General features: G+C 66.7%; 16 protein-coding genes and 2 riboswitches. Of the genes, 7 read left to right on the top strand and 9 right to left on the bottom strand.

Annotated features, from left to right (window positions below):
- The first annotated feature begins 177 nt into the window (after positions 1 to 177).
- Positions 178 to 1,122, top strand: a complete 945-nt coding sequence (locus PQQ53_RS34015) for a flagellar brake protein (protein WP_408328996.1) — start codon at positions 178 to 180, stop codon at positions 1,120 to 1,122.
- Positions 1,123 to 1,160: 38 nt separating this feature from the next.
- Here PQQ53_RS34015 and PQQ53_RS34010 read toward each other — a convergent pair whose 3' ends face one another.
- Genes PQQ53_RS34010 through cobW form a run of 4 tightly spaced genes read right to left on the bottom strand, consistent with a single transcriptional unit; the run spans position 1,161 to position 7,884 of the window.
- Complete coding sequence (locus tag PQQ53_RS34010) at positions 1,161 to 1,787, bottom strand: vWA domain-containing protein (RefSeq protein ID WP_408157922.1); 627 nt, start codon at positions 1,785 to 1,787, stop codon at positions 1,161 to 1,163.
- 56 nt (positions 1,788 to 1,843) lie between these two features.
- Positions 1,844 to 2,956 (bottom strand): magnesium chelatase ATPase subunit I, encoded by a 1,113-nt coding sequence (locus PQQ53_RS34005; RefSeq protein ID WP_408328993.1) that lies wholly within the window; start codon positions 2,954 to 2,956, stop codon positions 1,844 to 1,846.
- Positions 2,953 to 6,783, bottom strand: a complete 3,831-nt coding sequence (gene cobN, locus PQQ53_RS34000) for a cobaltochelatase subunit CobN (protein WP_408328991.1) — start codon at positions 6,781 to 6,783, stop codon at positions 2,953 to 2,955. Before cobN ends, PQQ53_RS34005 begins: the two co-directional genes overlap by 4 nt.
- A 6-nt stretch (positions 6,784 to 6,789) precedes the next feature.
- The gene (cobW, locus tag PQQ53_RS33995; protein ID WP_408328988.1) at positions 6,790 to 7,884 is read right to left on the bottom strand and encodes a cobalamin biosynthesis protein CobW; all 1,095 of its coding nucleotides are present in this window, start codon (positions 7,882 to 7,884) and stop codon (positions 6,790 to 6,792) included.
- A gap of 209 nt (positions 7,885 to 8,093) precedes the next feature.
- A riboswitch (cobalamin riboswitch) is annotated at positions 8,094 to 8,373 on the bottom strand.
- A 67-nt stretch (positions 8,374 to 8,440) separates the two neighbouring features.
- Positions 8,441 to 8,682: riboswitch (cobalamin riboswitch) on the top strand.
- Positions 8,683 to 8,926: 244 nt separating this feature from the next.
- Between cobW and cobA the strand changes: the two genes are divergently transcribed.
- The 5 genes from cobA (at position 8,927) to bluB (ending at position 13,023) form a co-directional block, all read left to right on the top strand.
- Complete coding sequence (gene cobA, locus PQQ53_RS33990) at positions 8,927 to 9,775, top strand: uroporphyrinogen-III C-methyltransferase (protein WP_408157928.1); 849 nt, start codon at positions 8,927 to 8,929, stop codon at positions 9,773 to 9,775.
- The gene (locus tag PQQ53_RS33985; protein ID WP_408328985.1) at positions 9,772 to 10,335 is read left to right on the top strand and encodes a cobalamin biosynthesis protein; all 564 of its coding nucleotides are present in this window, start codon (positions 9,772 to 9,774) and stop codon (positions 10,333 to 10,335) included. The genes cobA and PQQ53_RS33985 overlap by 4 nt, the downstream gene beginning before the upstream one ends.
- Positions 10,332 to 10,934 (top strand): cob(I)yrinic acid a,c-diamide adenosyltransferase, encoded by a 603-nt coding sequence (cobO, locus tag PQQ53_RS33980; RefSeq protein WP_408150420.1) that lies wholly within the window; start codon positions 10,332 to 10,334, stop codon positions 10,932 to 10,934. Before PQQ53_RS33985 ends, cobO begins: the two co-directional genes overlap by 4 nt.
- Positions 10,935 to 11,069: 135 nt before the next feature.
- On the top strand, positions 11,070 to 12,380 hold the full coding sequence (locus tag PQQ53_RS33975) for a cobyrinic acid a,c-diamide synthase CobB (protein ID WP_408150422.1): 1,311 nt from the start codon (positions 11,070 to 11,072) through the stop codon (positions 12,378 to 12,380).
- Positions 12,364 to 13,023 carry a 5,6-dimethylbenzimidazole synthase gene (gene bluB, locus PQQ53_RS33970; RefSeq protein WP_408328982.1) on the top strand — a complete coding sequence of 220 codons (660 nt, stop codon included), beginning with the start codon at positions 12,364 to 12,366 and terminating at the stop codon, positions 13,021 to 13,023. The genes PQQ53_RS33975 and bluB overlap by 17 nt, the downstream gene beginning before the upstream one ends.
- A gap of 10 nt (positions 13,024 to 13,033) precedes the next feature.
- Here the strand turns inward: bluB and PQQ53_RS33965 are convergent, their stop codons facing one another.
- The 4 genes from PQQ53_RS33965 to PQQ53_RS33950 form a co-directional block, all read right to left on the bottom strand.
- Positions 13,034 to 13,627, bottom strand: coding sequence for a DUF4136 domain-containing protein (locus tag PQQ53_RS33965; RefSeq protein WP_408328979.1), 594 nt, complete (start codon positions 13,625 to 13,627; stop codon positions 13,034 to 13,036).
- Between the two features lie 32 nt (positions 13,628 to 13,659).
- On the bottom strand, positions 13,660 to 16,158 hold the full coding sequence (locus tag PQQ53_RS33960; protein ID WP_408328976.1) for a CHASE2 domain-containing protein: 2,499 nt from the start codon (positions 16,156 to 16,158) through the stop codon (positions 13,660 to 13,662).
- 66 nt (positions 16,159 to 16,224) lie between these two features.
- On the bottom strand, positions 16,225 to 17,661 hold the full coding sequence (locus PQQ53_RS33955; RefSeq protein WP_408328972.1) for a FecR domain-containing protein: 1,437 nt from the start codon (positions 17,659 to 17,661) through the stop codon (positions 16,225 to 16,227).
- 14 nt (positions 17,662 to 17,675) lie between these two features.
- Positions 17,676 to 18,413 (bottom strand): response regulator transcription factor, encoded by a 738-nt coding sequence (locus PQQ53_RS33950; protein ID WP_408328969.1) that lies wholly within the window; start codon positions 18,411 to 18,413, stop codon positions 17,676 to 17,678.
- Between the two features lie 164 nt (positions 18,414 to 18,577).
- Here PQQ53_RS33950 and PQQ53_RS33945 point away from each other — a divergent pair, with 164 nt between their 5' ends.
- Complete coding sequence (locus PQQ53_RS33945; RefSeq protein WP_408150433.1) at positions 18,578 to 18,883, top strand: hypothetical protein; 306 nt, start codon at positions 18,578 to 18,580, stop codon at positions 18,881 to 18,883.
- 363 nt (positions 18,884 to 19,246) lie between these two features.
- Here the strand turns inward: PQQ53_RS33945 and PQQ53_RS33940 are convergent, their stop codons facing one another.
- A complete protein-coding gene (locus tag PQQ53_RS33940) occupies positions 19,247 to 22,753 on the bottom strand; it encodes a DEAD/DEAH box helicase (protein WP_408328966.1) in 3,507 nt (1,168 codons plus the stop codon).
- Between the last annotated feature and the right edge of the window lie 216 nt (positions 22,754 to 22,969).

Genomic DNA, 22,969 nt, shown 5'->3' with positions numbered 1-22,969 from the left:
CTGGCCAGTAAAGCCACGCCTCCGACCAGAGCCAAAAAATTAGTTAGTTATCCGATTTTATTGAACACCCCATTCGGAAACACCGGCGCGTAACCGACCGTAATAACCGCGCACTCAAGTTTTCACTTCCGCCGCCGTCAACCAAGATATCCCGCCACTTAAAATAACCGCCCGACCATGGATCATCCTGTCGAGGAACACGTCGTGGAAAACTCGCCCGCCGCGCTATCGTCGGCGCTCGCCCCGGATGCGGTGCCAGTCGGCACGCCCCTCGCCTGGCCGATCGTCGATAGCGACGGCTCACTGCTGTTCGCTGGCGGCACCACTCTGGCGAACACGGACGAACGCAACTTCCTGTTCAGTCACTTTCACCCGCAGCGGGGTGATCTGCTGGACACGGCCACCCAAGCGTCGCCCACGGCAGCACCACTCGCGGATTCCGCCAGCGAACTGACGCTCAAGGACATGCACCTCGAAATAGGCGCATTGATCGGCGTGCGTTCGCAGCTCGGCAGCGGCGCGCCAATGCACCCATGCCGCATCATCGGTTTCGCGCCGAATCACGCGCTCTTCGTCACGCCGCCGTTGCAGCAAGGCCGCCAGCTACCGCTCGCGCCGGGCGAAAACATCGAGATCGTCGCCATCGCCAGCCAGGCCGTGTTCCGCTTCGTCTGCACGGTCGAAGCGGTCTGCCGCGCGCCGTTCGACTACGTCGTGCTGTCGAAGCCCGGCGTCGTCCGCCGTCTGCGCGAGCGCAAATCGATCCGCGTTCAGGCGCGCCTGGCGGTACGTTTCGGCATCGGCGAAACGGGCAATGCATATGAAGGACTCGGTCTGGCCAAGGGCATCAGTGCGCTCGGCATGTCGTTGAGCGCCGCGTGGACGCTCGGCGCGGTCGGCGAACGGCTGCGACTCGCTTTCCGCCTGAAGTCGGCGGAATTCGATACGCAGATCGAGACCAGCGCCATCATCCGCAACGTGCAGAAAGGCAACGCGCCTGGCGCCCCGTCGAACCATGGGCTTGAGCTGGACCGGCTCGACGCGTCCCAGCAGATGGCGATGAAAGTCTTCGTATTCGACCGGCAGGACGACGTGCAGTACTGGTCGAACGGTCTGAAGTAAACGTATGAAAGCGGGCGACGCCCAGACGCACGGGCCGCTCAGCCGATCAGCTCTTCCGGCCTCACACGCCGCGCCCCCCACGCATCGGCGAGCGCTTCGCAACGGCCGAGCCGTATCGCCCCGCGCTCGAAATCGACAAATACAACTTCGTCCGCGTCGGGCGGGCGCGCAGGTTCGTCGCGGGTGCGGCCATCGGTCAGAATCCACAGCCAGCGCTGCTGGGCGGGCTTCACACGCGCACTCCGCGCGAGCAACTGTGCGGCGCGCCGGATGCCGGACGTGAGCGGCGTGCCGCCGCCGCCGCCCACGGGCCGGAGCCACCGCTCGTTCCACCAGCGCGGCACGGCCGGGCCAAAACGCACGTCCGCCTCCGCGCCGCCGAAACAGACCAACGCAGCTTCGGCGCGCGCGGCGCTCGCGCGGTCGAACAACGCAATCAGCAAGCCCTTCGCGAGCGCGAGACGCTGCCCGGCCAGCATGGAGCCGGAGCAATCGAGCACGAAGCAATGCAGGACGCCGCCGCGCGGCGCCTCCCGCACGAAGCGCAGGTGATCTGCACGCAGCGGCGCCGCGCGCTTCGCGGCAAGCGTTAGCGGCCAGGCGATGCGCGTACCCGGCTTGCCGCGCGGATCGCCCCGCAAATGGCTGCGCGAATTCGCACCCACGCCTCCTCGCCATCGAAAACCGCTGCGCGTGTCAGCGGCGGCGCCCTTCCGATGGCTCAGCGTTTTTTTGCGCCAAGCGGTATGACGCCTTTGACTTGCGTGGTCGGGGCCGGCTCGGGCGGCAGGTAGCCCCAGTCGTTCTCGTCGGTGCCGGGGGGAGCCGACGCGGCACCCGCTGCAGATCCAGCCGGTCGATCCGCAGCGCCGCCCGCAGCGGCTTGCCGCCGCGCTTCGCTCTCATACGCATCGCCACCTGCCTGCTCGTCACGCTGACGACGCCGATGAATCAACACCACCTCGGCAACCCGGTCGACATGCTCCGCCGTTACCGCGACTGCCTGCTCCAGTGCGGCCAACGCCCGCGCCGCGCGCAGCATCACGAGATCGGCGCGCAGACCATCCACGGCCGCGTCGATGCACAACGCGCTGACATGCGCGTGCACGGCGTCGTCGAACGCGAGTTGCGGCAGCGCTTCGCGCGCCGCACGAATCCGCTCGACATACGCCGCCTGCCGCGCCGCATAGCCTGCACGAAAGCCCTGCGCATCGAGATCGAACGCGAGCCGCGCTTTCACGATCGCCTGACGCACTTGCGGCTCGAAACAGTTCTGCAACTCCACCATCAAGCCGAAGCGGTCGATCAATTGCGGCCGCAGTTCACCTTCTTCGGGATTCATCGTCCCGATCAGCACGAAGCTCGCGTCGTGGCTATGCGAAACGCCATCGCGTTCGACGGTGTTCACGCCGCTCGCCGCGACGTCGAGCAATGCATCGACGAGCGCATCAGGCAACAGATTGACTTCATCCACATACAGCACGCCGTGATGCGCTTTCGCGAGCAGGCCTGGAGAAAAACGCACCGAGCCGTCACGCAGCACGGTTTCGATATCGATCGTACCGATCAGACGGTCTTCGCTCGCGCCGAGCGGTAAATTCACCAGTTGCCCTTGCGGTAGCAACTCGGCGAGCGCGCGCGCCGCGGTCGACTTGGCCGTGCCGCGCGGCCCGCTGACCAGCACGCCGCCCAGCCCCGGATCGATCGCGGCCAGCAGCAGCGCCTGCTGCAACGGCGCCTGCCCGATCAACGCGGCAAACGGAAACCCGGGTCGCTGATTGCGCCGCGGCTCCTCGGCCGCCTGGTGGCTCATTGCTGGCGTCGCTGCATTCATGTCTGCATTCCTTCGATCTGCTGCTCGCTCGCGAGCAGATGTCCTTCGACTTGTGCACGGTACTCGCCCGGCGCTTGCCACAATCCCCGCTGCATCGCTTCGAGCAGACGCTCGCAGATCGAATGCAATGCATGCGGATTGTGCCGCTGCAAGAACTCGCGCGTATCGGCGTCGTTCAGATAAGCATCGGTGACGAGCGCATATTGATGATCCGCGATCACCCGCGCGGTCGCATCGTAACCGTACAGATAATCGACGGTCGCGGCGATCTCGGCCGCGCCCTTATAGCCGTGACGCTTCACGCCGTCGATCCACTTGGGATTGACCACACGCGAACGAATCACGCGTGCGATCTCCTCATGCAGCGTGCGTACGCGCGGCGCGGCCGGATTGCTGTGATCGGCGTGATACACGCTCGGCTGAGTGCCGGCCAGATGCCGAACCGCCGCGACCATGCCGCCCTGGAACTGGTAATAGTCGTTCGAATCGAGCAGGTCATGTTCGCGGTTGTCCTGGTTCTGCAGCACCACGTCCAGCGCGGCGAGGCGCGCACCGAACGCATCGCGCGCTTCTTCGCCCGCGTTCTTCTGCGTGTACGCGTAGCCACCCCACGCCTGATAAGCGTCCGCGAGATCGGCGTCGGTCTGCCACTGCTGCGAGTCGATCATGTCCTGCAGACCCGCGCCATACGCGCCGGGCCGTGCGCTGAACACGCGCCAGCCGGCGCGCCGGCGCGCCTCGGCGGCATCCATGCCGCGCGCGATCAGCGCATCGCGTTCGCGCAGCACACGCGCGCGAATCGGGTTCAGCGCTTCGGGTTCGTCGAGTTCGGCAACGGCCTGCACAGCGGCGTCGAACAGATGCATCACGTTCGCAAAGGCGTCGCGGAAAAATCCGGACACGCGCAACGTGACGTCGATACGCGGACGATCGAACGCTTCGATCGGCATGATCTCGAAGTCGGTCACGCGATGACTGCCCGGCGCCCACTTCGGCCGCACGCCGAGCAGCGCGAGCGCCTGGGCGATGTCGTCGCCGCCGGTGCGCATCGTCGCGGTGCCCCAGACCGAGAGCCCGATCGCGCGCGGATAATCGCCTTTGTCCTGCAGATGCCGCTCGAGCAACTGCTGCGCGGATTTCAGTCCGAGCGACCACGCGGCTTGCGTCGGCACCGCGCGCGTGTCGACCGAATAGAAATTGCGGCCGGTGGGCAGCACGTCGGGCCGTCCGCGCGACGGCGAACCGCTCGGCCCCGGCGGCACGAAGCGCCCTTCGAGGCCGCGCTTCAGATGCAGCATTTCCTGTGGACCGCAGGCGTCGAGCCTCGGCAGCACGTCGTCGCGCAAGCGCTCGATGACCTGCTCCGCTTGCGGCAGCGCACCGGCTGGCGGTGTCGCGCGTGATATCGCGCCGCGCAGCTCGCCTGCATCGGCCCGGTCGCCGCACACGCCGCTCAACATTTGCGCCGCCAGCAACTCGAGCCGTTCGCGCGTGTCGCCGCCATGCCGCCACGGCGCGTCGCTCACCTGCTGCAACACATCGGGACGCGGGCCGTCCCACACCGCCGACCAATCCACCGACAACGGATCGAACAGATGATCCATCCGCAGATCGCGTGCCAACGCATCGATCAAGCCGGCTCTGGCGCCTTGCCCGTCGCCGACCGGAAAGCGCCCCAACGCGAGCAACGTGTCGCGCCGCTGCACACCGGCAGGCGATTGCCCGAACGTATGCAAGCCATCGCGAATCTGCGCTTCCTTCAATTCGCACAGCCACGCGTCGACGCGCGTGAGCAGCACGTCCTCGTCGTCCTCGCCGTTCGGCTCCGCGAGACTCAACTCCTCATGCAGCTTGTGCTCGACGATGGTCGCCAGAATCGTGCGCCGTAGCAGCTTCGAGCGGCGCGGATCGACCATCAGCGCTTCATAGTATTCGTCGACCTGGCGCTCCAGATCCTGCAACGGACCATAACTTTCGGCACGCGTGAGCGGCGGCATCAGGTGATCGACGATGACCGCCTGCGCGCGGCGTTTGGCCTGGCTGCCCTCGCCCGGATCGTTGACGATGAACGGATACAGATGCGGCATAGGCCCGAGGATCAGATCGGGCCAGCACGCCTCGCTCAACGCGACGCTCTTGCCGGGCAGCCATTCGAGATTGCCGTGCTTGCCGACATGCACGACCGCGTCGATACCGAACTGGTGACGCAGCCAGAAATAGAACGCAAGGTACGCATGCGGCGGCACCAGTTCGGCGTCGTGATAGCTCGCATAATCGCCCTGCTCGCGCGAACGCGACGGCTGGATGCCGACGAACACCTGCCCGCAGCGCCAGCCCGCGATCAGGAAACGGCCGCGCCGCAGGGTCGGGTCCTGGTCGGGCGTACCCCAGCGCGCGTTCAGTGCTTGACGCGCCTCGGCGGGCAGCGCGTTGAAATGCGCGAGATAGTCGTCGAGCGCGAGGCTTTGCAACGCGGGGCGCAGATCGCGCACGACCGGATCGTTGGTCACGCCTTGCGTGAGCTTCCTCAGCAGCGCATCGCCATCGGCGGGCATTTCGTCCGCGAGACGATAGCCCTCGTCGCGCAGCATCGCCAGCATGCCGACCACCGACGCCGGCGTGTCGAGCCCCACGCCATTGCCAATGCGCCCTTCGCTCATCGGATAGTTGGCGAGAATCAGCGCGAGTTTCTTGTCCGCATTATCGAGCGATCGCAGACGGCACCAGCGGCGGCTCAATTCAGCGAGAAAGCCCACCCGTTCGAGGTCCGGCTGATAACGCACCACGTCGACCTGGGTGTGCGCACAGCGATACGCGAGCCCCTTGAAACTGATCGCGCGCGTGATGATGCGTCCGTCCACTTCCGGCAGCGCGATATGCATCGCGATATCGCGCGAATTGAGGCCGTGGTTGTCCTTGAGCCAGTCGTCGCGATTGCCGCCGCTCAGGATCACCTGGAACACCGGCGCGTCGCCGGCAAGCGCGAGCGGCGCGGGGTCGTCGATCGCGGATGCGGCGAAGGCGGTCGTATTCAACACCAGCGCGACCTCGTGCTGCGCGCACAATGTCTGCACGACGTCGCGGCTCATCGCGTCTTTCAGCGACGTGATCGCGATCGGCAACGGATTGAGGCCCTGTGCTTCGAGCGTGTCGATCAGCGCGTCGAACACCGCCGTGTTGGCCGCCTGCAGATGCGCCTTATAGAACAGGATCGCCGCGACCGGCGCGCCGGCTTGCCAGCGCGCCTGCCAGTCGGCGATGGTCGGCATGTCGTGCCGCGGATGATAGAGCGCGGCGGCCGGCAACGCGCGCGGCGGCGCAGGCTCGCGCCCCCAGCCGAACGCGCGGTGCGCGATGCAGCGCAGAAACGCCTCGGCATTTTGCGGACCGCCCTCGCGCAGATAGCGCCAGAGCTGATGACACAGATCGGCAGCGGCGGTGCTGCGCGCGAGCAGGTTCGGATCTTCCTGCAAGTCGCCGGAAAACATCGCGAGCGTTTGCTGTTTGCGCTCCGCCAGCGCGACCACCTGCTCGATGCCGTACGGCCAATACGCCTCGCCGCCGAGGTGATCGACCACCACCACGCGCGCGTGCTGCAGCACATCCTCGAGATAGAAATCGACCGAGGCCGGTTGCCGCAGATACGTGACGTTCGCGAGCCGCACGCTGGGGAAGCCCTCGCCCAGTCGCGGAAAAACACTCGCGAGCAGGGACAGCGTGGTGTCGGCGGAACTGAGCACGACAATGTCGGCGGGCTGCTGATCAATACGGATCACGCCCTGCGTATCGTCGACGAAACCGCCCGGCGTCGTGCGCAGCAGATGCATGAGCGCTTACGCCTCGCTGGCTGCGGCGCGCGACGACACGACGCCAAGCGCCGCATCGAACGCGCGTTGCAACGCGGCCTGATCAAGGTCTTCGCCGATCAGCACGAAGCGGCTTTGCGTGCCTTCGCCGGGCTGCCAGCGTCGATCGAAGTAGCTGTCGAAGCGCCGGCCCACGCCCTGGATCACGAGACGCATCGGCGCGCCCGGCAATGCCGCGAACCCTTTGACGCGGTAAATCGTGTTCGCTTCGACGAGCGCTTGCAGCGCGGCGATCACCGCTTCACGCGACGGCGCATTCGCCTGCACGACCACCGAGTCGAATTCGTCGTGGTGGTGATCGGCGTCGTCGGCGGACCCGTGGTGGTCGTGGCGCAAGTGGATCGTTTCCTCCGACGCTGCTTCGAGACCCAGCAACGTATGCAGATCGAGCTGGCCCATCTGCGCGCGCACGACCTTCACCTGCGGCGGAATCTCTTCGCGGATCACCGCTTCGACCGCGCCCTGCTGCGCGTCGTCGAGCAGGTCCGTCTTGTTCAGGATCACGAGGTCGGCCGCCGAGAGTTGATCTTCGAACAGTTCGTGCAGCGGCGACTCGTGATCGAGATTCGGATCGGCTTTGCGCTGCGCGTCGACGGCCACCGGGTTGTTGGCGAACTGGCCGCTGGCGGCAGCCGGGCCGTCCACTACAGTGACGACCGCATCGACGGTGAAGCTGTTCCGGATCTGCGGCCAGTTGAACGCCTGCACCAGCGGCTTGGGCAACGCGAGACCGGAGGTTTCGATCAGCACGTGATCGATCTGCTCGCGGCGCTCGACGAGCTTTTCCATCACGGGAAAGAACTCTTCCTGCACGGTGCAGCACAGGCAGCCGTTCGCGAGTTCATACAGTTGCCCTTCGGTTTCGACGCCGTTTTCATCGCAACCGATGCCGCAGCCTTTGAGGATTTCGCCGTCGATGCCGAGTTCGCCGAACTCGTTGACGATCACCGCAATGCGCTTGCCGCCCGCATGCTGAAGAATATGCCGCAGCAGCGTGGTCTTGCCGCTGCCGAGAAAGCCCGTGACGACGGTGACGGGGATCTTGCGCATTTGAGTTTGCATCGTGAGGTCCATCCGTAGGCGTTGCCCGGGGCCGCCGGTACGTTCGCGCGTCTGTCTGCATGGGCTGGCCGGCCGGACACGCACGAGGCGCACGCGCTGCCAAAGCCGGCACGATCACAACACACGGGGACGAACGACGGCGTTGCCGCGACAACGGTAAACAGAAAGCGGGTGTGAGGTCATGAACGCGCCGTCGCATCCCCGCGGCGGGCATCCTGCGTATTCTGGCCGGTATCCGGGCTGGCGAAAGCGCCGCTTCCCCTTCCCGGACGAGTGATTTCTCGCCCAGTGGTGATATGCCGACGCGGCCTTGCGCGTGGACATCGAAGCCGGCTCCGCAGCGTCGGTCGATGCAACCGACGCCACTTTTCGCTTACCGTTGCGGGGGCAGCACAGGTTGACCCGGTCCAATGCAGGCGGGCACCCTGTTTCCCGTTTAACTGCATGCGCACGAGCGCGCACACGAGCACCAAAGTGCGTGCGAGTGTAGGCCCGCGGCCCCGTGCAGTCAAGAAAACGCAGGCCGCAAGCGCTTATCGGGCGGGGTGCCATGTGCTATCGTATGCGCGCGTTTGGTGCCCGCACATGCGTTCGCGTGTGCAGTTAAACGGGAAACAGGCAGCGCGTCATGCGCTCAACCTGTGCTGTCCCCGCAACGGTAAGCGACCTGCGGCGCGCTGTTCCATCAGCCCTGCCGCGCATGCGTTTTTTCGATGCCACTGTCCGGCGAATCCGGCACGGGAAGGCAAAGCGCATGAGGCCGCCAGCCCGGATACCGGCCAGACGCGGAGGCGGCGCACGTTACGCCGCCGGCCGCCGGAATCCGCGAGGGACGGATGTGAAGGCGCTGAAGCACGACGTGACGCGTCCGGTCGCGTATTCCGCATGAGCCGTACTTTCGCGGGATTCGCCATGAACCGGCCGCGTTTTCGCCGAGCCCGAATCCGTTGCACCGCATGATTTCAATCTCCGCCGCTGGGCGCAGTTGCCCGCTTCGCCCCTTCCAGCCGGTGACGCCATGGCGCGCGCCATGCCCGCCGCGATGAGCCGCGCGTGGCTGATCGGCGCGGGCCCGGGCGACGTCGAACTGATGACGCTGAAGGCCACCCGCGCGCTGGCGCAAGCCGACGTGGTGCTGGTCGACGATCTGGTCAATCCCGACGTGCTGCAATTCGCGCGCGATGACGCGCTGGTCGTGTACGTCGGCAAACGCGGCGGGCATCCGTCCACGCCGCAAGCCGGCATCGTTGCGCAGATGCTCGGACATGCGCGGGCCGGGCGCAGCGTCGCGCGCCTCAAGGGCGGTGATCCGTTCGTGTTCGGCCGTGGCGGCGAGGAACAGCAGGCGCTGCACGAAGCGGGCATCGAGGTCGAAGTGATCAACGGCATCACGGCGGGGATTGCCGCGCCCGCGGCAATCGGCATCCCGGTCACACATCGCGATTACGCGCAGGGCGTCGTGTTCGTCACGGGACACGGCGCGGGCAGCGGCGAGCCGGATTGGACCGCGCTCGTCGCTACGCAGATGACGCTGGTGATTTATATGGGCATGCGGCGCCTGAGCGAGATCACCGCCGCGCTGCTCGCGGCCGGCATGCGCGCCGACACGCCGTGCGCGGCGATCGAATCGGCGACGCGTCCCGAACAGCGTCACGTGCTCGCGCGGCTCGGCGAGTTCGTCGATGCTGTCGCGCGTGCGGGGCTTGGCTCGCCGGCGATCGTGGTGATCGGCGGGGTGGCGTCGCTGGCGCTGGCTCGTGCGGCGGTCAAGGCGGACGTGGCGCATGGGGTGGCTGGTGCTGGCGCCAATGGCGGCTCCGACGTTGATGGCACTTCCGTTGCCAGTGCCGATTCCGCCGCTGCCTCGACTCCCGGAACGGCCTCCCAATGAAAACGCTGAGCGTCGGCATTGGTTGCCGCCTGAACACCCCGGCCGCGCAGATCGAAGCGGCCGTGCGCGCCGCGCTCGGTCCACATGCATTCGATCAGATTCGCGCAGTCGCTTCGGTCGACACCAAAGCCGACGAGCCGGGTCTGCTCGAATTCTGCGCGCGTCACGCGCTGCCGTTGCTACTCTTCAGCCGTGCGCAGGTCGCAGGAATCGCAGTCGCGAAACCGTCGGACGCCGTGCGAGAGCATCTCGGCGTGGACGGCGTCTGCGAACCGTGTGCGCTGCTCGCGGCGTCGTGTGAGCCTGCCGCGCTCGTAGCGGCGACTGTGCGTGGCGCACGCGCGGCGCACACCGCACCCGATGCGGGCGCAATATCGGCTGTGGCGGCTGCGGGTACGCTCGCCGCACGTGCCGTAGCAATTGCACCGGCAGCACCCACCACCCGCCTCCTCGTCTCCAAAACGCACCACGGCGGCGTCACCGTGGCAATCGCCACGGCCGCAACCGACGCCGGCGACGAACCACCCAACCACGCCCCTCACCGACAGGACCTTCGATGAAGACCGACCCCGAATCGCATCAACGCATGACCGAGCGCCGACGCGAAGGCCACGAGAAGAAGCAGGCCAACGCGACCGTCGAAAAAGGCCTGCTGATCGTCAACACCGGCACCGGCAAAGGCAAGACCACCGCCGCGTTCGGTATGGCCGTGCGGGTGCTCGGACACGGCATGCGGCTCGGCGTCGTGCAGTTCATCAAAGGCGCGCTGCATACGTCCGAGCGAGACTTCCTCGGCGCGATCGCGAACTGCGATTTCGTCACGATGGGCGACGGCTACACCTGGAACACGCAGAACCGCGACGCCGACATCGCCACCGCTCGCAAAGGTTGGCACGAAGCGCGCCGGATGATCGAAAGCGGCGAGTACCAGATGGTGATCCTCGACGAGCTGAACACCGTGCTGAAGTACGAATACCTGCCGCTCGACGAAGTGCTGTCGGTGCTGAAGGCGCGCCCCGCGATGCTGCACGTGGTGGTCACCGGCCGCCACGCACCGGACGCGCTGATCGAAGCCGCCGACCTCGTCACCGAAATGCGCATCGTCAAGCATCCGTACCGCGAGCAAGGCGTGAAAGCGCAGCGCGGCGTGGAGTTCTGAGCGATGTCCGAGCGGCCCGACGGCACTTCGTCAGGAACGTCCCAACAGGGAGAGGCCTCCGCGCCCTGCGGGGTGCCCTCCCAGGGAACGTCCACCGGGGCGTCTGCACAGAAGACTAACTCCGGAGCGCGCCCGATGGAGACTTCCTCCCGTGCCTGCCCCGCGCTCTTCATCAGCGCTCCCGCTTCGGGGCAGGGCAAAACCACGATCACCGCCGGTCTCGCGCGCTACCACCAACGGTTGGGACGGCGCGTACGCGTCTTCAAAACCGGCCCGGACTTTCTCGATCCGATGATCCTCGCGCGCGCGAGCGGCGCACCGGTTCTGTCGCTCGACCTGTGGATGGTCGGCGAGGCCGCGTGCCGCAATCTGCTCGCACAGGCGGCGGCCGAAGCCGATCTGATCCTGATCGAAGGCGTGATGGGTCTGTTCGACGGCACGCCGAGCAGCGCCGATCTCGCGACGGTCTTCGGCGTGCCGGTGCTCGCAGTGATTTCCGCGAAGGCGATGGCGCAGACCTTCGGCGCGGTCGCCTTCGGCCTCGCGCACTTTCGCCCGCAGGTGCCGTTTCATGGCGTGCTCGCGAATCGCGTCGGCTCGGCGCGCCACGCGCAGATGCTCGAAGAGGCGTTGCCCGCCGGGCTGCGCTGGTGCGGACACATCGCAGCCAGTGATGAAATCGCGTTGCCCGACCGCCACCTCGGCCTGCACCAGGCGGCCGAGATCGACGATCTGGACGCGCGTCTGAACCGCGCCGCCGACACGCTCGCCCAGACCGCGCTCACCGCCTTGCCACCGCCGGTCGAGTTCGGCGCGCCGGCGCCGCAAGCCTTGCCGCGCCTGCTCGAAGGCAAGCGCATCGCGATTGCCCGCGACGCCGCGTTCTCGTTCATCTATCCGGCCAACGTCGCGTTGCTGGAAGCGCTCGGCGCGCGGGTCGACTATTTTTCGCCGCTCGCCGACGAGGTCTTGCCCGACGACGCCCACGCGCTCTATCTGCCAGGCGGCTATCCGGAGCTGCACGCCGCGACGCTCGCCGCCAGCACGCGCAGCGCCGCGTCGATCCACGCGCACGCGGCGGCGGGCAAACCGCTGGTCGCCGAATGCGGCGGCATGCTCTACCTGCTCGACCGGCTGACCGACGCGCACGGCGTCACGACGCCGATGCTCGGCCTGCTGCCCGGCCATGCGACGATGCAAACCCGCTTCACGGCGCTCGGCATGCAGCAGATCGACGGCCTGCACGGGCCGCTGACCGGCCACACGTTTCACTACTCGAAGCTGAGCAGCCCGCTTACCCCGCTGCGCTCGGCCACCCGGCCGAACAGCGACGGCCCCGGCGAGGCCGTCTATCGCGCGGGCTCGATCGTGGCGACCTACATGCACGCTTACTGGCCCTCCAACCCGGCCTTCACGGCCGCCCTGTTCCATGGCGAAGCCTTTTAACGACTCCGAGCGCGACGCCGTCTATCGCGCGATTTACGAACGCCGCGACATGCGCCACTTCGTGCGCGATCCCGTCGATCCCGCCATGCTCGCGCGCCTGCTCGACGCGGCGCATCACGCGCCGAGCGTCGGCTTCATGCAGCCGTGGCGGATCATGCGGATCACCGACGCGGCGCTGCGCACCGCCTTGCACGCAACGGTCGAAAGCGAACGGCTCGCCACCGCCGACGCGCTCGGCAAGCGCCGCGAAGAGTTCATGAAGCTGAAAGTGGAAGGCATTCTGGCGTGCGGCGAACTGCTGGTGATCGCGCTGATGGACGGGCGCGAGCGCCATATCTTCGGGCGCCGCACGTTACCGGAGATGGATCTGGCCTCGGTGGCGTGCGCGATCCAGAACATGTGGCTCGCCGCGCGCGCCGAAGGGCTCGGCATGGGCTGGGTGTCGCTGTTTGACGTCGACGCGGTCCGCACGCTGCTGCACATGCCCGAGGGAGCACGGCCGGTTGCGATCCTGTGTCTGGGCCACGTCGACCAGTTCTACAGCGAGCCGATGCTGGAAACCGAGCGTTGGGCAAGCCGCCTGCCGCTGGCCGATTGCGTGTTCGAAAACCGCTGGCCGGAAGCCGACGCGCCGCAGCGATAGCCCGCGCCCGTTACTGCGGCAGCGGCTTCACCGAAATCACGTCCGGCACGCCGCTCGCCTTGTCCTGCCGCAGCTTGACACGCCAGTCGGACGCATCGAACGGAAACTTCGCCAGCGCGCTTTTCACGAGCACCGGCATCGCGTGCAGCGGGTCCGCATCGCGATCGGCGATCACCGCGCGAACCTTATAGCGCTCTTCGCCGCTCGTGCGCTCGAAAAAGCGCAGTGTCAGCGAATGCTGGTAAGGAGCGCCGCCGAACAGCGCGAACGGCGCCTCGGCTTTGGCGCAGTCGCTCGGCGCGCAATCCTTGCCGCCGACGCCGACCGTGGCCGGCCGCGTGTCATACGCAATCGACAGCAGATAATGCGTGGCGTTGCCCGTCGCGGCGACGAAGCCGCGTTTGGCCAGTTCGTCGCGCAGCAGCGCCTCGAATTGCGGATGATCGGCGCTGGCATCCTGCGACGGCATGCGCATGATCGTATAAGTCGGCTCTCCCGGCAGCCCCGCCGCCGGATTCGTGCTGTGCACGTCCGCATTGAGGCCCGCGCAACCGCAGAGGCTTGCCGCGGCCAGCGCGGCACACATCAGAGTGGTTTTGTGCATCTTCTCTTTTTCGAACCTTACGTGTTGGTCCGTCATGAACGTGACGTGACGGATGCGTCGAATTGCGCCTCATCGAGCGCCGGCAGCCAGATCGTAAAAGCCGTGCCCTCGCCGGGCGCGCTGACCACGTCGACGTCGCCGCCATGGCGCGTCACGACGGTCTTCACGAAGGCCATGCCGAGCCCCGCTCCGCCCACCTCGGGCCGCTCGCTCGCGTGAAAGCGGCGAAAGCGCTCGAACAGCCCCGCCTGCTGCTCCGTCGGAATGCCGTAGCCCTGATCGCGGATCGTGCACGACACGCGCCGCGCGGGGCCCGGCACGATCGCCGGTGTCGCGCTCTCGACGCTGCACACGATGCGCGTGTCCGGCGGACTGTACTTGACCGCGTTGTTCAGGATGTTGACGAGCGCGCGCGTCATCAGCGACCGGTCGACGCAGATCCAGCGGCCGTCGTCCTCGTGGTCGTCGCCGGTGTCCGTCTGCAGCGTGATGCGCTTCGCGTGCGCCTGCGGCCAGACTTCGTCGCTCGCGTCGATGATCAACTCGGTCAGGCTCACCGGTTCGAGCACATAGGCTTGCGACTCGGCGCGCGCCAGTTGCACGAAGTCGTCGGCGAGCGTGAGCGCGCGTTGCGCATAGCGCTCGATGCGCCCCAGCAATTCGCGCGCAAGCGTGGGCTCGGTGCGGGCGCGCTCGATCTCGACCAGCGCCAGAATCGACGCCTGCGGCGAGCGCATGTCGTGCGACAGCAGCCGCAACGCGTCTTCGCGCTGACGCTCGGCCGCATGCAGCGCCGACACGTCGACGAGACCCGCGATCCAGCCGGTCGTCTCGCCTTGCGCGTTGGTGCAGGTCGCGTAGCGCAGCAAATGGTCGCGCCCGTTGGCGTCGCGCACCTCGACGCCGTGCTCCATCAGTGCGGCGAATTCGCCGCGCGCCGGATCGAGCAGCGCCGGCCAGTGCGCATGCGCGTACTGATTGTGCTCGGCGTCCGAGGCCGCGTCGCCGTCGATCGTCTTGACGAGCGTCAGGCCGTCCAGCACCGCCTGCATAGGCCGCCCTTCGGGCAGCGGCGCGCCGAGCCGCGCGAAATGCGCCTTGGCCGCATGGTTCGCGATCAGCACGACGCCGTGCACGTCGCTGACCAGGATCGGCTCGGGCATGCTGTCGAGGCTGTCCCAGACGAATCGCTTCATGTCCTGCACCCGCTGCGCGGCCTGCGCCATCAGGGCCATATGCTGCTCCAGCACGTCGCCGCTGAACTCGCGGCGGCGCTGCGGCGTTTCAGGCAGCAAATGAGGCTCGTCGGCGAGGCGCTGCAGTTCTTCGCGCAGATAGGCCATCGTCATTTCGAGGCGCCGCCAGTTCCAGATCGGATACACGACCACCACGCCGATCATGGCCGGCGCCGGCGATATCCAGAACCGCGCGCCGTACAGCCACGCGGCGCTGGCCGCCACCGAGAGCAGCACGAGGCCGACCGTCAGTAGCAACGAACGACGCGGCGACAGCACCAGAAATCCGCCCAGCAGCACCGCGAGCGGCAGCAGCGACACCGCGAACACCATCCAGCGCCCGGCCGGCTGGATCTCGCGGCCGGTGAGCAAGGTGTCGAGCACGTTCGCGTGGATGTACACGCCGGGCAACGGTCCCAGTTCGCCGGACACCGGCGTCGCGAAACGGTCGTACAAACCGGACGCGGTCACGCCGATCACGACGATGCGCCCGCGCAACTGGTCGGCCGATACCTTGCCGGCGAGCACGCTCGCGAAGCTCAGCCTCGTGTAGCTCTGCGCGTTCGGGCCGAACGGGATCAGGAAACGGTCTTCGCCGCCGTCATCGCGGGCGGCCAGGCTCGCCGCCGCACTAGCCGGCGCTTGCCGTGGCGGTCGCCCGTTCAGGTGCACGGTGTCACGCCCGATCGCATCGGCGAGCGCGACCATCAGTTGCGGCCAGCGCGAGCCGGCGTCCCCCTCGAACTGCGCGACGCTGCGCACGATGCCGTCGCGGTCCACTTCGAAATTGATGTGGCCGAGGCCAGCCGCCGCCTGCGCGAGCGGCGCGACGGGCTCGACCACGACTCGACGCCCCGAGGCGTCGGGCGCGCTCAGCAGCACCGGCAGGTAGGTTGGACTCAGCGCGACCGCGTGAGCCAGTTGGGCGTCTTCGGGATTGGCCTCGGTGAACAGCACGTCGTAAACCACGGCGGCGGGTTTCGCCCCGGCGATCTGTTCGAGCAGCTTCGCATGGACGCTGCGCGGCCACGGCCAGCGGCCGAGTTGCGCGATGCTTGCGTTGTCGATTTCGACCACGACGATGTCGGGCAGCGAAGGCTGCGCGCGCGCACTCAGAAAGTAGTCGTAGACCAGCAGATCGACGCTCGCGCTCATCCGGCCGAGCGAGGCAAGCAGAATCACCAGAATGCCGAGGCAACCGACGCTCACCCATTCGATCAGGAAGCGCAGGCCGGCGCGCCTGCCGAGACGGGCACGCGGGTCGACGAGGCTCAGGCGCGTAGGTGTAGTCGGCAAATGGGCGTGGGGTGAGGAACCTGGGAATGGGCCGGCTCGTGGGCCGGCCTCACCAATCTACCAGCGTCAGCGCGCGATCGTAAACGAACGCACTGCGCTGCCCGTTTCGTAAAGGCGGCCGTTCTGGAACTGCTCGGCGATGATCGTCCAGTAATAGACGCCGGCCGGCAGATCGCTGACGACGAATTGGCCGCCCGACAGATCGGTACGATCGACGACCGGCTCACGCAGATCGGGCGTCTTGCCCAGCACGAAGCGAAAACGCGTATCGACCTGCGCGCGGCTGACGAACCAGCGGAACTCGTAGTCGTGACTGTTGGCGCGCGGCCCGGCCGACACGTCCAGTCCCACCTGACGCCGCTCGAACGCGTACACCTGCGGCAGACTGTCGAGCCCGTTGGGGGCGATCGCGGCGATCCGCACGAAATACGTGCCGTCGGGCAGATCGCCGAAGTCCGCATGCGGCGCGCTCACGCGCAGGTCGCGGATCAGGTCGAGTTGGTCAGCGTCGCGCGCGATCTGCACGCGGTAGCCGACGGCGTGGTCGGCCGCAACGAGATCGAACGCGACCGTCTTGCCGTCCTGCACTCGGGCCGGCTGGACCAGCGCCGGCGCCGGCAGCAGTTCGACCGGACCGCCGACCGCGCCGCCCGAGCGCGTGACGTTGCCGAAGCGCGCCTTCACGAGCTGCTCGGACGCCTGCAGCGCCGCGCCGGGCGGCGGTGCGGCGTCCCGGCCGTTCTGCGTGGCCGGATCGACGCCGACCGCACCGTCTAACACCTCCACCATGGTCGTCTGCGCGTCGCCGCTATAGTTCACCTTGAATCGCGTCCCGCGCACGCCCGCCACCACCGACGGCGAACGGATCTGGAAGCGGTCGTCCGGCCTGGTCGCATGCGTGACCTGGCTCTCGACCTCGCCGTGATGCAGTTCGAAGACGCGGTCGCCCGCGCCGGTGAGCCTGGTGCGCCGGAGCTTGCCGATGTCGAGTTCGCCATCCTGCGCGACCGTGATGAACGAGCCGTCCGGCAACTCCAATGTGACGAAGCCGTTTGGCCCGGTACGGATGCGGTCGCCTTCGACCAGCGTCGCGTCCGGCGTGAGCGGCGCATAAGGGTTCTTGCCGAAAGCGCGCTCGGCCGGACCGCTGGTCGCCACCACGTGGGCCGTTTCCCAATCCTGCTTGAGGCGGTCGGCGGGCAGGCGCAACACGATGCCGGCGGGCATGCGGCGTGGCGCAGGCACGTGGTTCAGACGGCTCAGCGTGGCCCAGTCGGCGGTGCCGTCCAGATAACTGTTGGCGATGTCGTACAGCGAGTCGCCTTCGCGCGTCGTGTACCGGACATAGGTCGGCGCCGTGGCTTTGGCGCGGGGTCTGAGCGCGCGGGATACCGCCGACTCGGCCGATACCGTCCCGCACCAGCTCATTGCAATCAGCCCGGCCATCGCCAGCCAGCCGGCGGCACGACGGCCGGGCACGGCTACGCTGCAGCGTACCGTCATAGTCAGGGAAAACGTCACGCCTGCCCCGCTTCCGGCGTTTCGTCCGCGGCGGCCGGCGGCTCGTTGGTCTCGATTCGTTCGAGCCGGTAGCCATAACCGTAGATCGGCGTGAGGCGATAGCCGCTCTCCGGCCGCAGCCCGAGCTTGCTGCGCAGCATCGACACGTGGGTGTCCATCGTGCGCGACGGGATGTCGGTGGCCTGCTTCCAGATCACATCGAGAATGTGAGCGCGCGACAGCGGCCGGCTCAGGTGCTGGAACAGCAGCAGCGCCAGTTCAAATTCCTTCTGCGTGACGGCGACCGGCGTGCCCCGCACCACCACATGCTTCGCGCCCAGATCGAATTCGAATTCGCCGAACACTTCTTTCGCCGCCGGCGGCTTCAGATAGTAGGCGCGGCGCAGCAGCGAGCCGACCCGCGCCAGCAATACGGCGGCCGATACGGGCTTGACGAGATAGTCGTCGGCCCCGGTGTTCAGGATCGACGTGATATCGGTCTCGCGGCTGCGGCTGGTCATGAACAGAATCGGCAGGCGCTCGGAGAGGCTTTCGCGCACCCAGCGCAGCACCTCTTCGCCCGACATGTCAGGGACGTTCCAGTCGAGCACGAGCAGATCGAAAGTCTGACGGCGCAACTGCCGCACCAGCTCGCGCCCCGCGCCATATGCGTGACAGATATGGCCCGCCGCCGACAGCGTTTGGCAAACCAGATCGGCCTGGGCCGAATCGTCATCCAGAACTGCAATTCTCATAAAACCCCACAACGCGACGTCGTTCTTCGTAACCGGTGCAGGCTAGCCGGCAGATGACCGGGATGGCGGTGCTCGCACCGACGATCCGGCTTCCCATTCAAGCTCTAGCCGCACCTTTTTGACTAGTGGCCCTTCCTCGTCCCCGTTTTCAGCGTTGTCTCGGCATGTTCCGAAACAACGCTTATATCGACCGCCTTTATCCTACAGATTATTCAGAGCAAATCATCATAATCGAAAACCCCCATGCTTTTTTCGGACGCGGCTCAGCAGCTATCCGTCACGGCTTCGGATTGAGCGCCGCTTTCGCACGTTTTCTTGAAGTCTCTCCGGATCCGCCGACTGTGGATCTCGTCCGGCGCCAATCGGCGCTCACTTCGGCTGGTTTCGCTCGTGCACCGATGGGACCGGTCGGCCTGTCATTTCAGATCGCACCGTACTCGTCGCTCACTGATTTAACAATTTTCGAGTGAGTATAAGAATGATCTCAATATAAATCGTTTAAACATTGTTAAATTGCGACAAAAGGCAAGTGGGAACGGATTGATTCCGGGTATCCGGCCGTCGTTGTCGGCGAGTGCAGCTTTATCTCATAAAAGATCGCATTCGGCGACTATGGCGACTACGCCCAGTTTTATTGAGATAGCAATGCGGTCCAATAAAACCCGGCGTTGAGGTTGAAGCGGCGTGGGTGCGAAAAAAAGGCGGCGCCTGCCGATCGAGGCCGACGCCGCACAGAACAGATCACGCGCCCGGGACCAGGGCCCTCACTTGCCCGCTTTTGAGATGTATCGCGCGACAGTGCCACTCCAGCACCCCCAGGCGTCCAACGACAATCACCTCCCGCCTTCGATCTCCGGCATTGGCGCGAACAGCGCGTCGAGGTCGTCGTCCGAAAACTTGGCGGCGCCCGCCGCGTCTTCTGACAGGATGCTGTCGGCGAGCCCCGCCTTCTGCTCCTGCAACTCGACGATCTTTTCCTCGATGCTGCCCGCGGCAATCAGCTTGTAGACGAACACCGGCTTGTCCTGCCCGAGCCGATGCGCGCGGTCGGTCGCCTGGTTCTCGGCGGCCGGATTCCACCACGGGTCGTAGTGGATCACCGTGTCGGCCGCCGTGAGGTTCAGGCCGACGCCGCCCGCCTTGAGGCTGATCAGGAACAGCGGCACCTCACCCTGCTGGAACCGTTCGACGGGTGTGATGCGATCGGCCGTATCGCCGGTCAGGAGCACATAGGGAATCGCGGCTTCGTCGAGCGCCGCGGCGATCAGCGACAACATGCCGGTGAACTGCGAAAACAGCAGCACGCGACGCCCTTCCTCGATCAGCTCCGGCAACATCGACAGCAGCAAATCGAGCTTGGCCGAGCGCACGGCGCGCGCGCCCTTTTCAACCTTCTCGACTTTCTCCCTGTCCGGCCTGGCGGAATTTCCAGCCGCCGAATCGTCCCCCTGCTGCGCCGCACCATTTGCCCGCAACATCCTGACGAGCCGCGGATCGCAACAGACCTGACGCAGCTTCAGCAACGCATCCAGCACGATGATGTGACTGCGCGCGAGCCCCTGTGCGCTGACCGCCGCGCGCACTTTCTCCTGCATCGCCGTGCGCACCGTTTCGTAGAGATCGCGCTGCGCGCCCTCCAGATCGACCGAACACACGATGGTGGTCTTGGCCGGCAGTTCCTTCGCGACCTCGTCCTTGCGACGGCGCAGCATGAACGGCCGGATGCGGCGCGCCAGCAGCGCGCGCCGCACACCGTCGCCGTTCTTCTCGATCGGATTGCGCCAGCGCCGCGTGAAGTCTTTCTGAGTGCCGAGGAACCCCGGCAGCAAAAAATCGAACTGCGACCACAACTCGCCGAGATGATTCTCCAGCGGCGTGCCCGTCAGGCACAGCCGATGCCGGGCGCGCAAACCACGAATCGCCTGCGCGGCTTTGGTGGTCGCGTTCTTCACGTATTGCGCCTCGTCGAGAATCAGCAGGTGATACTCGTGTTCGGCCAGCACCTTCTGATCGCGCCATAGCAACGCGTAGGTCGTCAGGATCAGTTCGTGTTCGCCGATCTGCTCGAAGCGCTCCTTGCGCTGCGGGCCGTTCAACACCAGCACCTTCAACCCGGGAGCGAAGCGCCGCGCTTCCTCGCGCCAGTTATGCACGAGCGTGGTCGGCACGACGATCAGCGCGGGGCGGCTCAGACGCCCCGCTTCCTTCTCCGCAAGAATGTGCGCGAGCGTCTGCACGGTCTTGCCGAGCCCCATGTCGTCGGCGAGCACGCCGGCCAGATCCTGTTCGCGCAGAAACTGCATCCAGTTGAGGCCTTGCTGCTGATATGTGCGCAGCTCCGCCTTCAGACCGCGCGGTACCGGCACTTCGCGCAGGCCTGGGCCGGCTTGCAGACGCCGCGCGAGCTGACGGATCGAATCGTCGCCGCGGAATTGCCAGCGGCCGGTGTCGTTCAACGCCTCCAGGCGGCCGGCGTCGACCGACGGCACGCGCAGCGGCGCGCCTTCGGCCAGCGTGCCACCGAGCGAATCGAACAGATCGACGAGCACCCGCACCACCGGCTTCAGACGATCGGCGCGCAGGCGCAGCCGCTTGTTTTCTTCTGTCTTCAGTTCGATCGGCTCATGGTCGGCGATGCTGTCGAGCCCGCCGTTCAACCAGCGCCGGTCGCGCCGGAACAGATCGGCGAGCAGCGGTTCGAGCCGCACGTTGCGCTCGCCGATGCGGATGCCCATCTCAAGATCGAACCAGCCGTCGCCGGCCTGATGCGCAGTGCCGTCGATCGCATCGATCTCGATCACGTTGTAGCGGAATGCCGGCGCCATCGTCACGCGCCAGCCTTGCCGCACGAGTTCCGGCACGGCGTCGTTGACGAAGGCGGACCACGCGTCGGCGTCGGACAGGCCGAGCATCGTGTCGGGCAACAGCCGCGACGCGTAGACCCGGCTGGTCGGGACTTTCTGCAGGCCGGTCTTGCGCAGTTCGAGCAGACGCTTTTTCTCGGCCTCGTAGCGCCGGCGAATATGGATCACATCGCCGCCCGGCATCGGCACCAGCGTGACGCTGCTGTCGACGTTGATGCTCACGCCGTCGTAGTCGAAGCTCACGCCAGCCAGTTCGACCGCCTGGGGTTTGCGCTGCTCGCCCTTCGCCGCGGACGGCAGCGCGTGGCTGTTGAGCGTGAGCACCGGCACGGGCTCGACGTCGATCACCCGGATCGCGGACGCGTCATGGGCGGGCGGCAGCGGCAAGCCGGGCGCGATCTCGCGCAGCACCGATGCGACGAGCGGCGCTTCGGCCAGCGAGATCGGCGGCATCGCGAGGTAGTCGGGCAACTGCTGGAACGGCAGCGACGACTGCACGATACCCGCTTCGTTGGCGACGCCGTCCACGTACCAGACCGGCTCGGTCGGCAGGACCATCGACGCGCGCGGTTCGGTGCGCAGCACGGGCCGCAGACGCTGGTCGGCGAGCGGCTCCCATTCGATCCGGCCGGGGCGGTCGGCGGCACGCGACAGCGGCACCGGTCCCGCGCTGCCCGGCGCCGCTTCGAAGTCGAAGAACAGGCGTCCCGTCGCGATCAGCTTCTGCAGCATCTCCGCGCCGTTCGTGCCGCGCAGGATGAACTGGCCGAAATCCTCGCGCGAGCGGCCGAGCCAGAGGCCGCGCAGGATCGACAGGTCTTCGTCGGAGACGAATTTCGGTTGCTTGAGCAGCGCGGCTTCCACGTTGTCCCAAGGTTCGTCGACTTCGACAACCATGCCGTCCGGATTGCAGCGCGCGCGGTACAGCACGACCTCGTGGCGCATATGGAATTTCGACCAGTTCAGCCGGTACGCGAGCGTCTGGGTGGGCGCGGCGCCCGCTTTTTGCGTGATCGCGTCGGCCGCTTCGGCGCGGGCGCGGAAACGCTCGAGCCAGCTCACCAGTTCGGGGCGCACGCCGGCTGGCCGGGCGAGGTTCGGGAGCGACTCCTGCGACTGGCTGTGTGGCGGCTCGCCGTCGTCCGCCCCTTCGTTCGGCCTTTCATTCGGCTCGACGTCGATGATGTGATCCATCTCGTCGTGATACTCGAGTTCGGCGAGCAGCAGCGCGGCGACGTGCTTGCAGTCGCGGCCGACGGGGCAGGTGCAGTCGCTTTGCGCCCACGGCGAACCGCCATCGGTGCGAAATCGCACCCGCGTTCGGTACGGCAGCGGCTGCGTGCCCTGGACGTCGCCGCTGAGCGTGGCGCCCTGCCACTGCACATGTGAGACCAGGCCCACCGAGCGCGCTTTGGCCACGGTCCGATCACCGAGCCATTCCGCAATCCGTTCCCGATCAAAGAAAACTGACGACATCAGCGTCCATTCCTATTCAAGCCGGCCGAGGCAATCGCCCGTGGATCGTGAGGCTCGCCGGAGGGTGCGTCCATGCGGGTGTCGGCGATGTTCCGTGCGGCTGCGATTGCCTGTGATAGCCGGCCATTTTACGCGTTGGAGGGGATTGGCTGTGGGGGCGGAGTTGGGGCATGGGGCTTGCGGCTGGGGGCTTGGGGCATCGGGCTGGGGGCATAG

This window comes from Paraburkholderia strydomiana (genome assembly GCF_046030495.1).
GTDB lineage: Bacteria > Pseudomonadota > Gammaproteobacteria > Burkholderiales > Burkholderiaceae > Paraburkholderia > Paraburkholderia strydomiana_A.
Note: the sequence above shows the minus strand (reverse complement) of the source record. Positions and strands in the feature narration are given on the sequence as shown.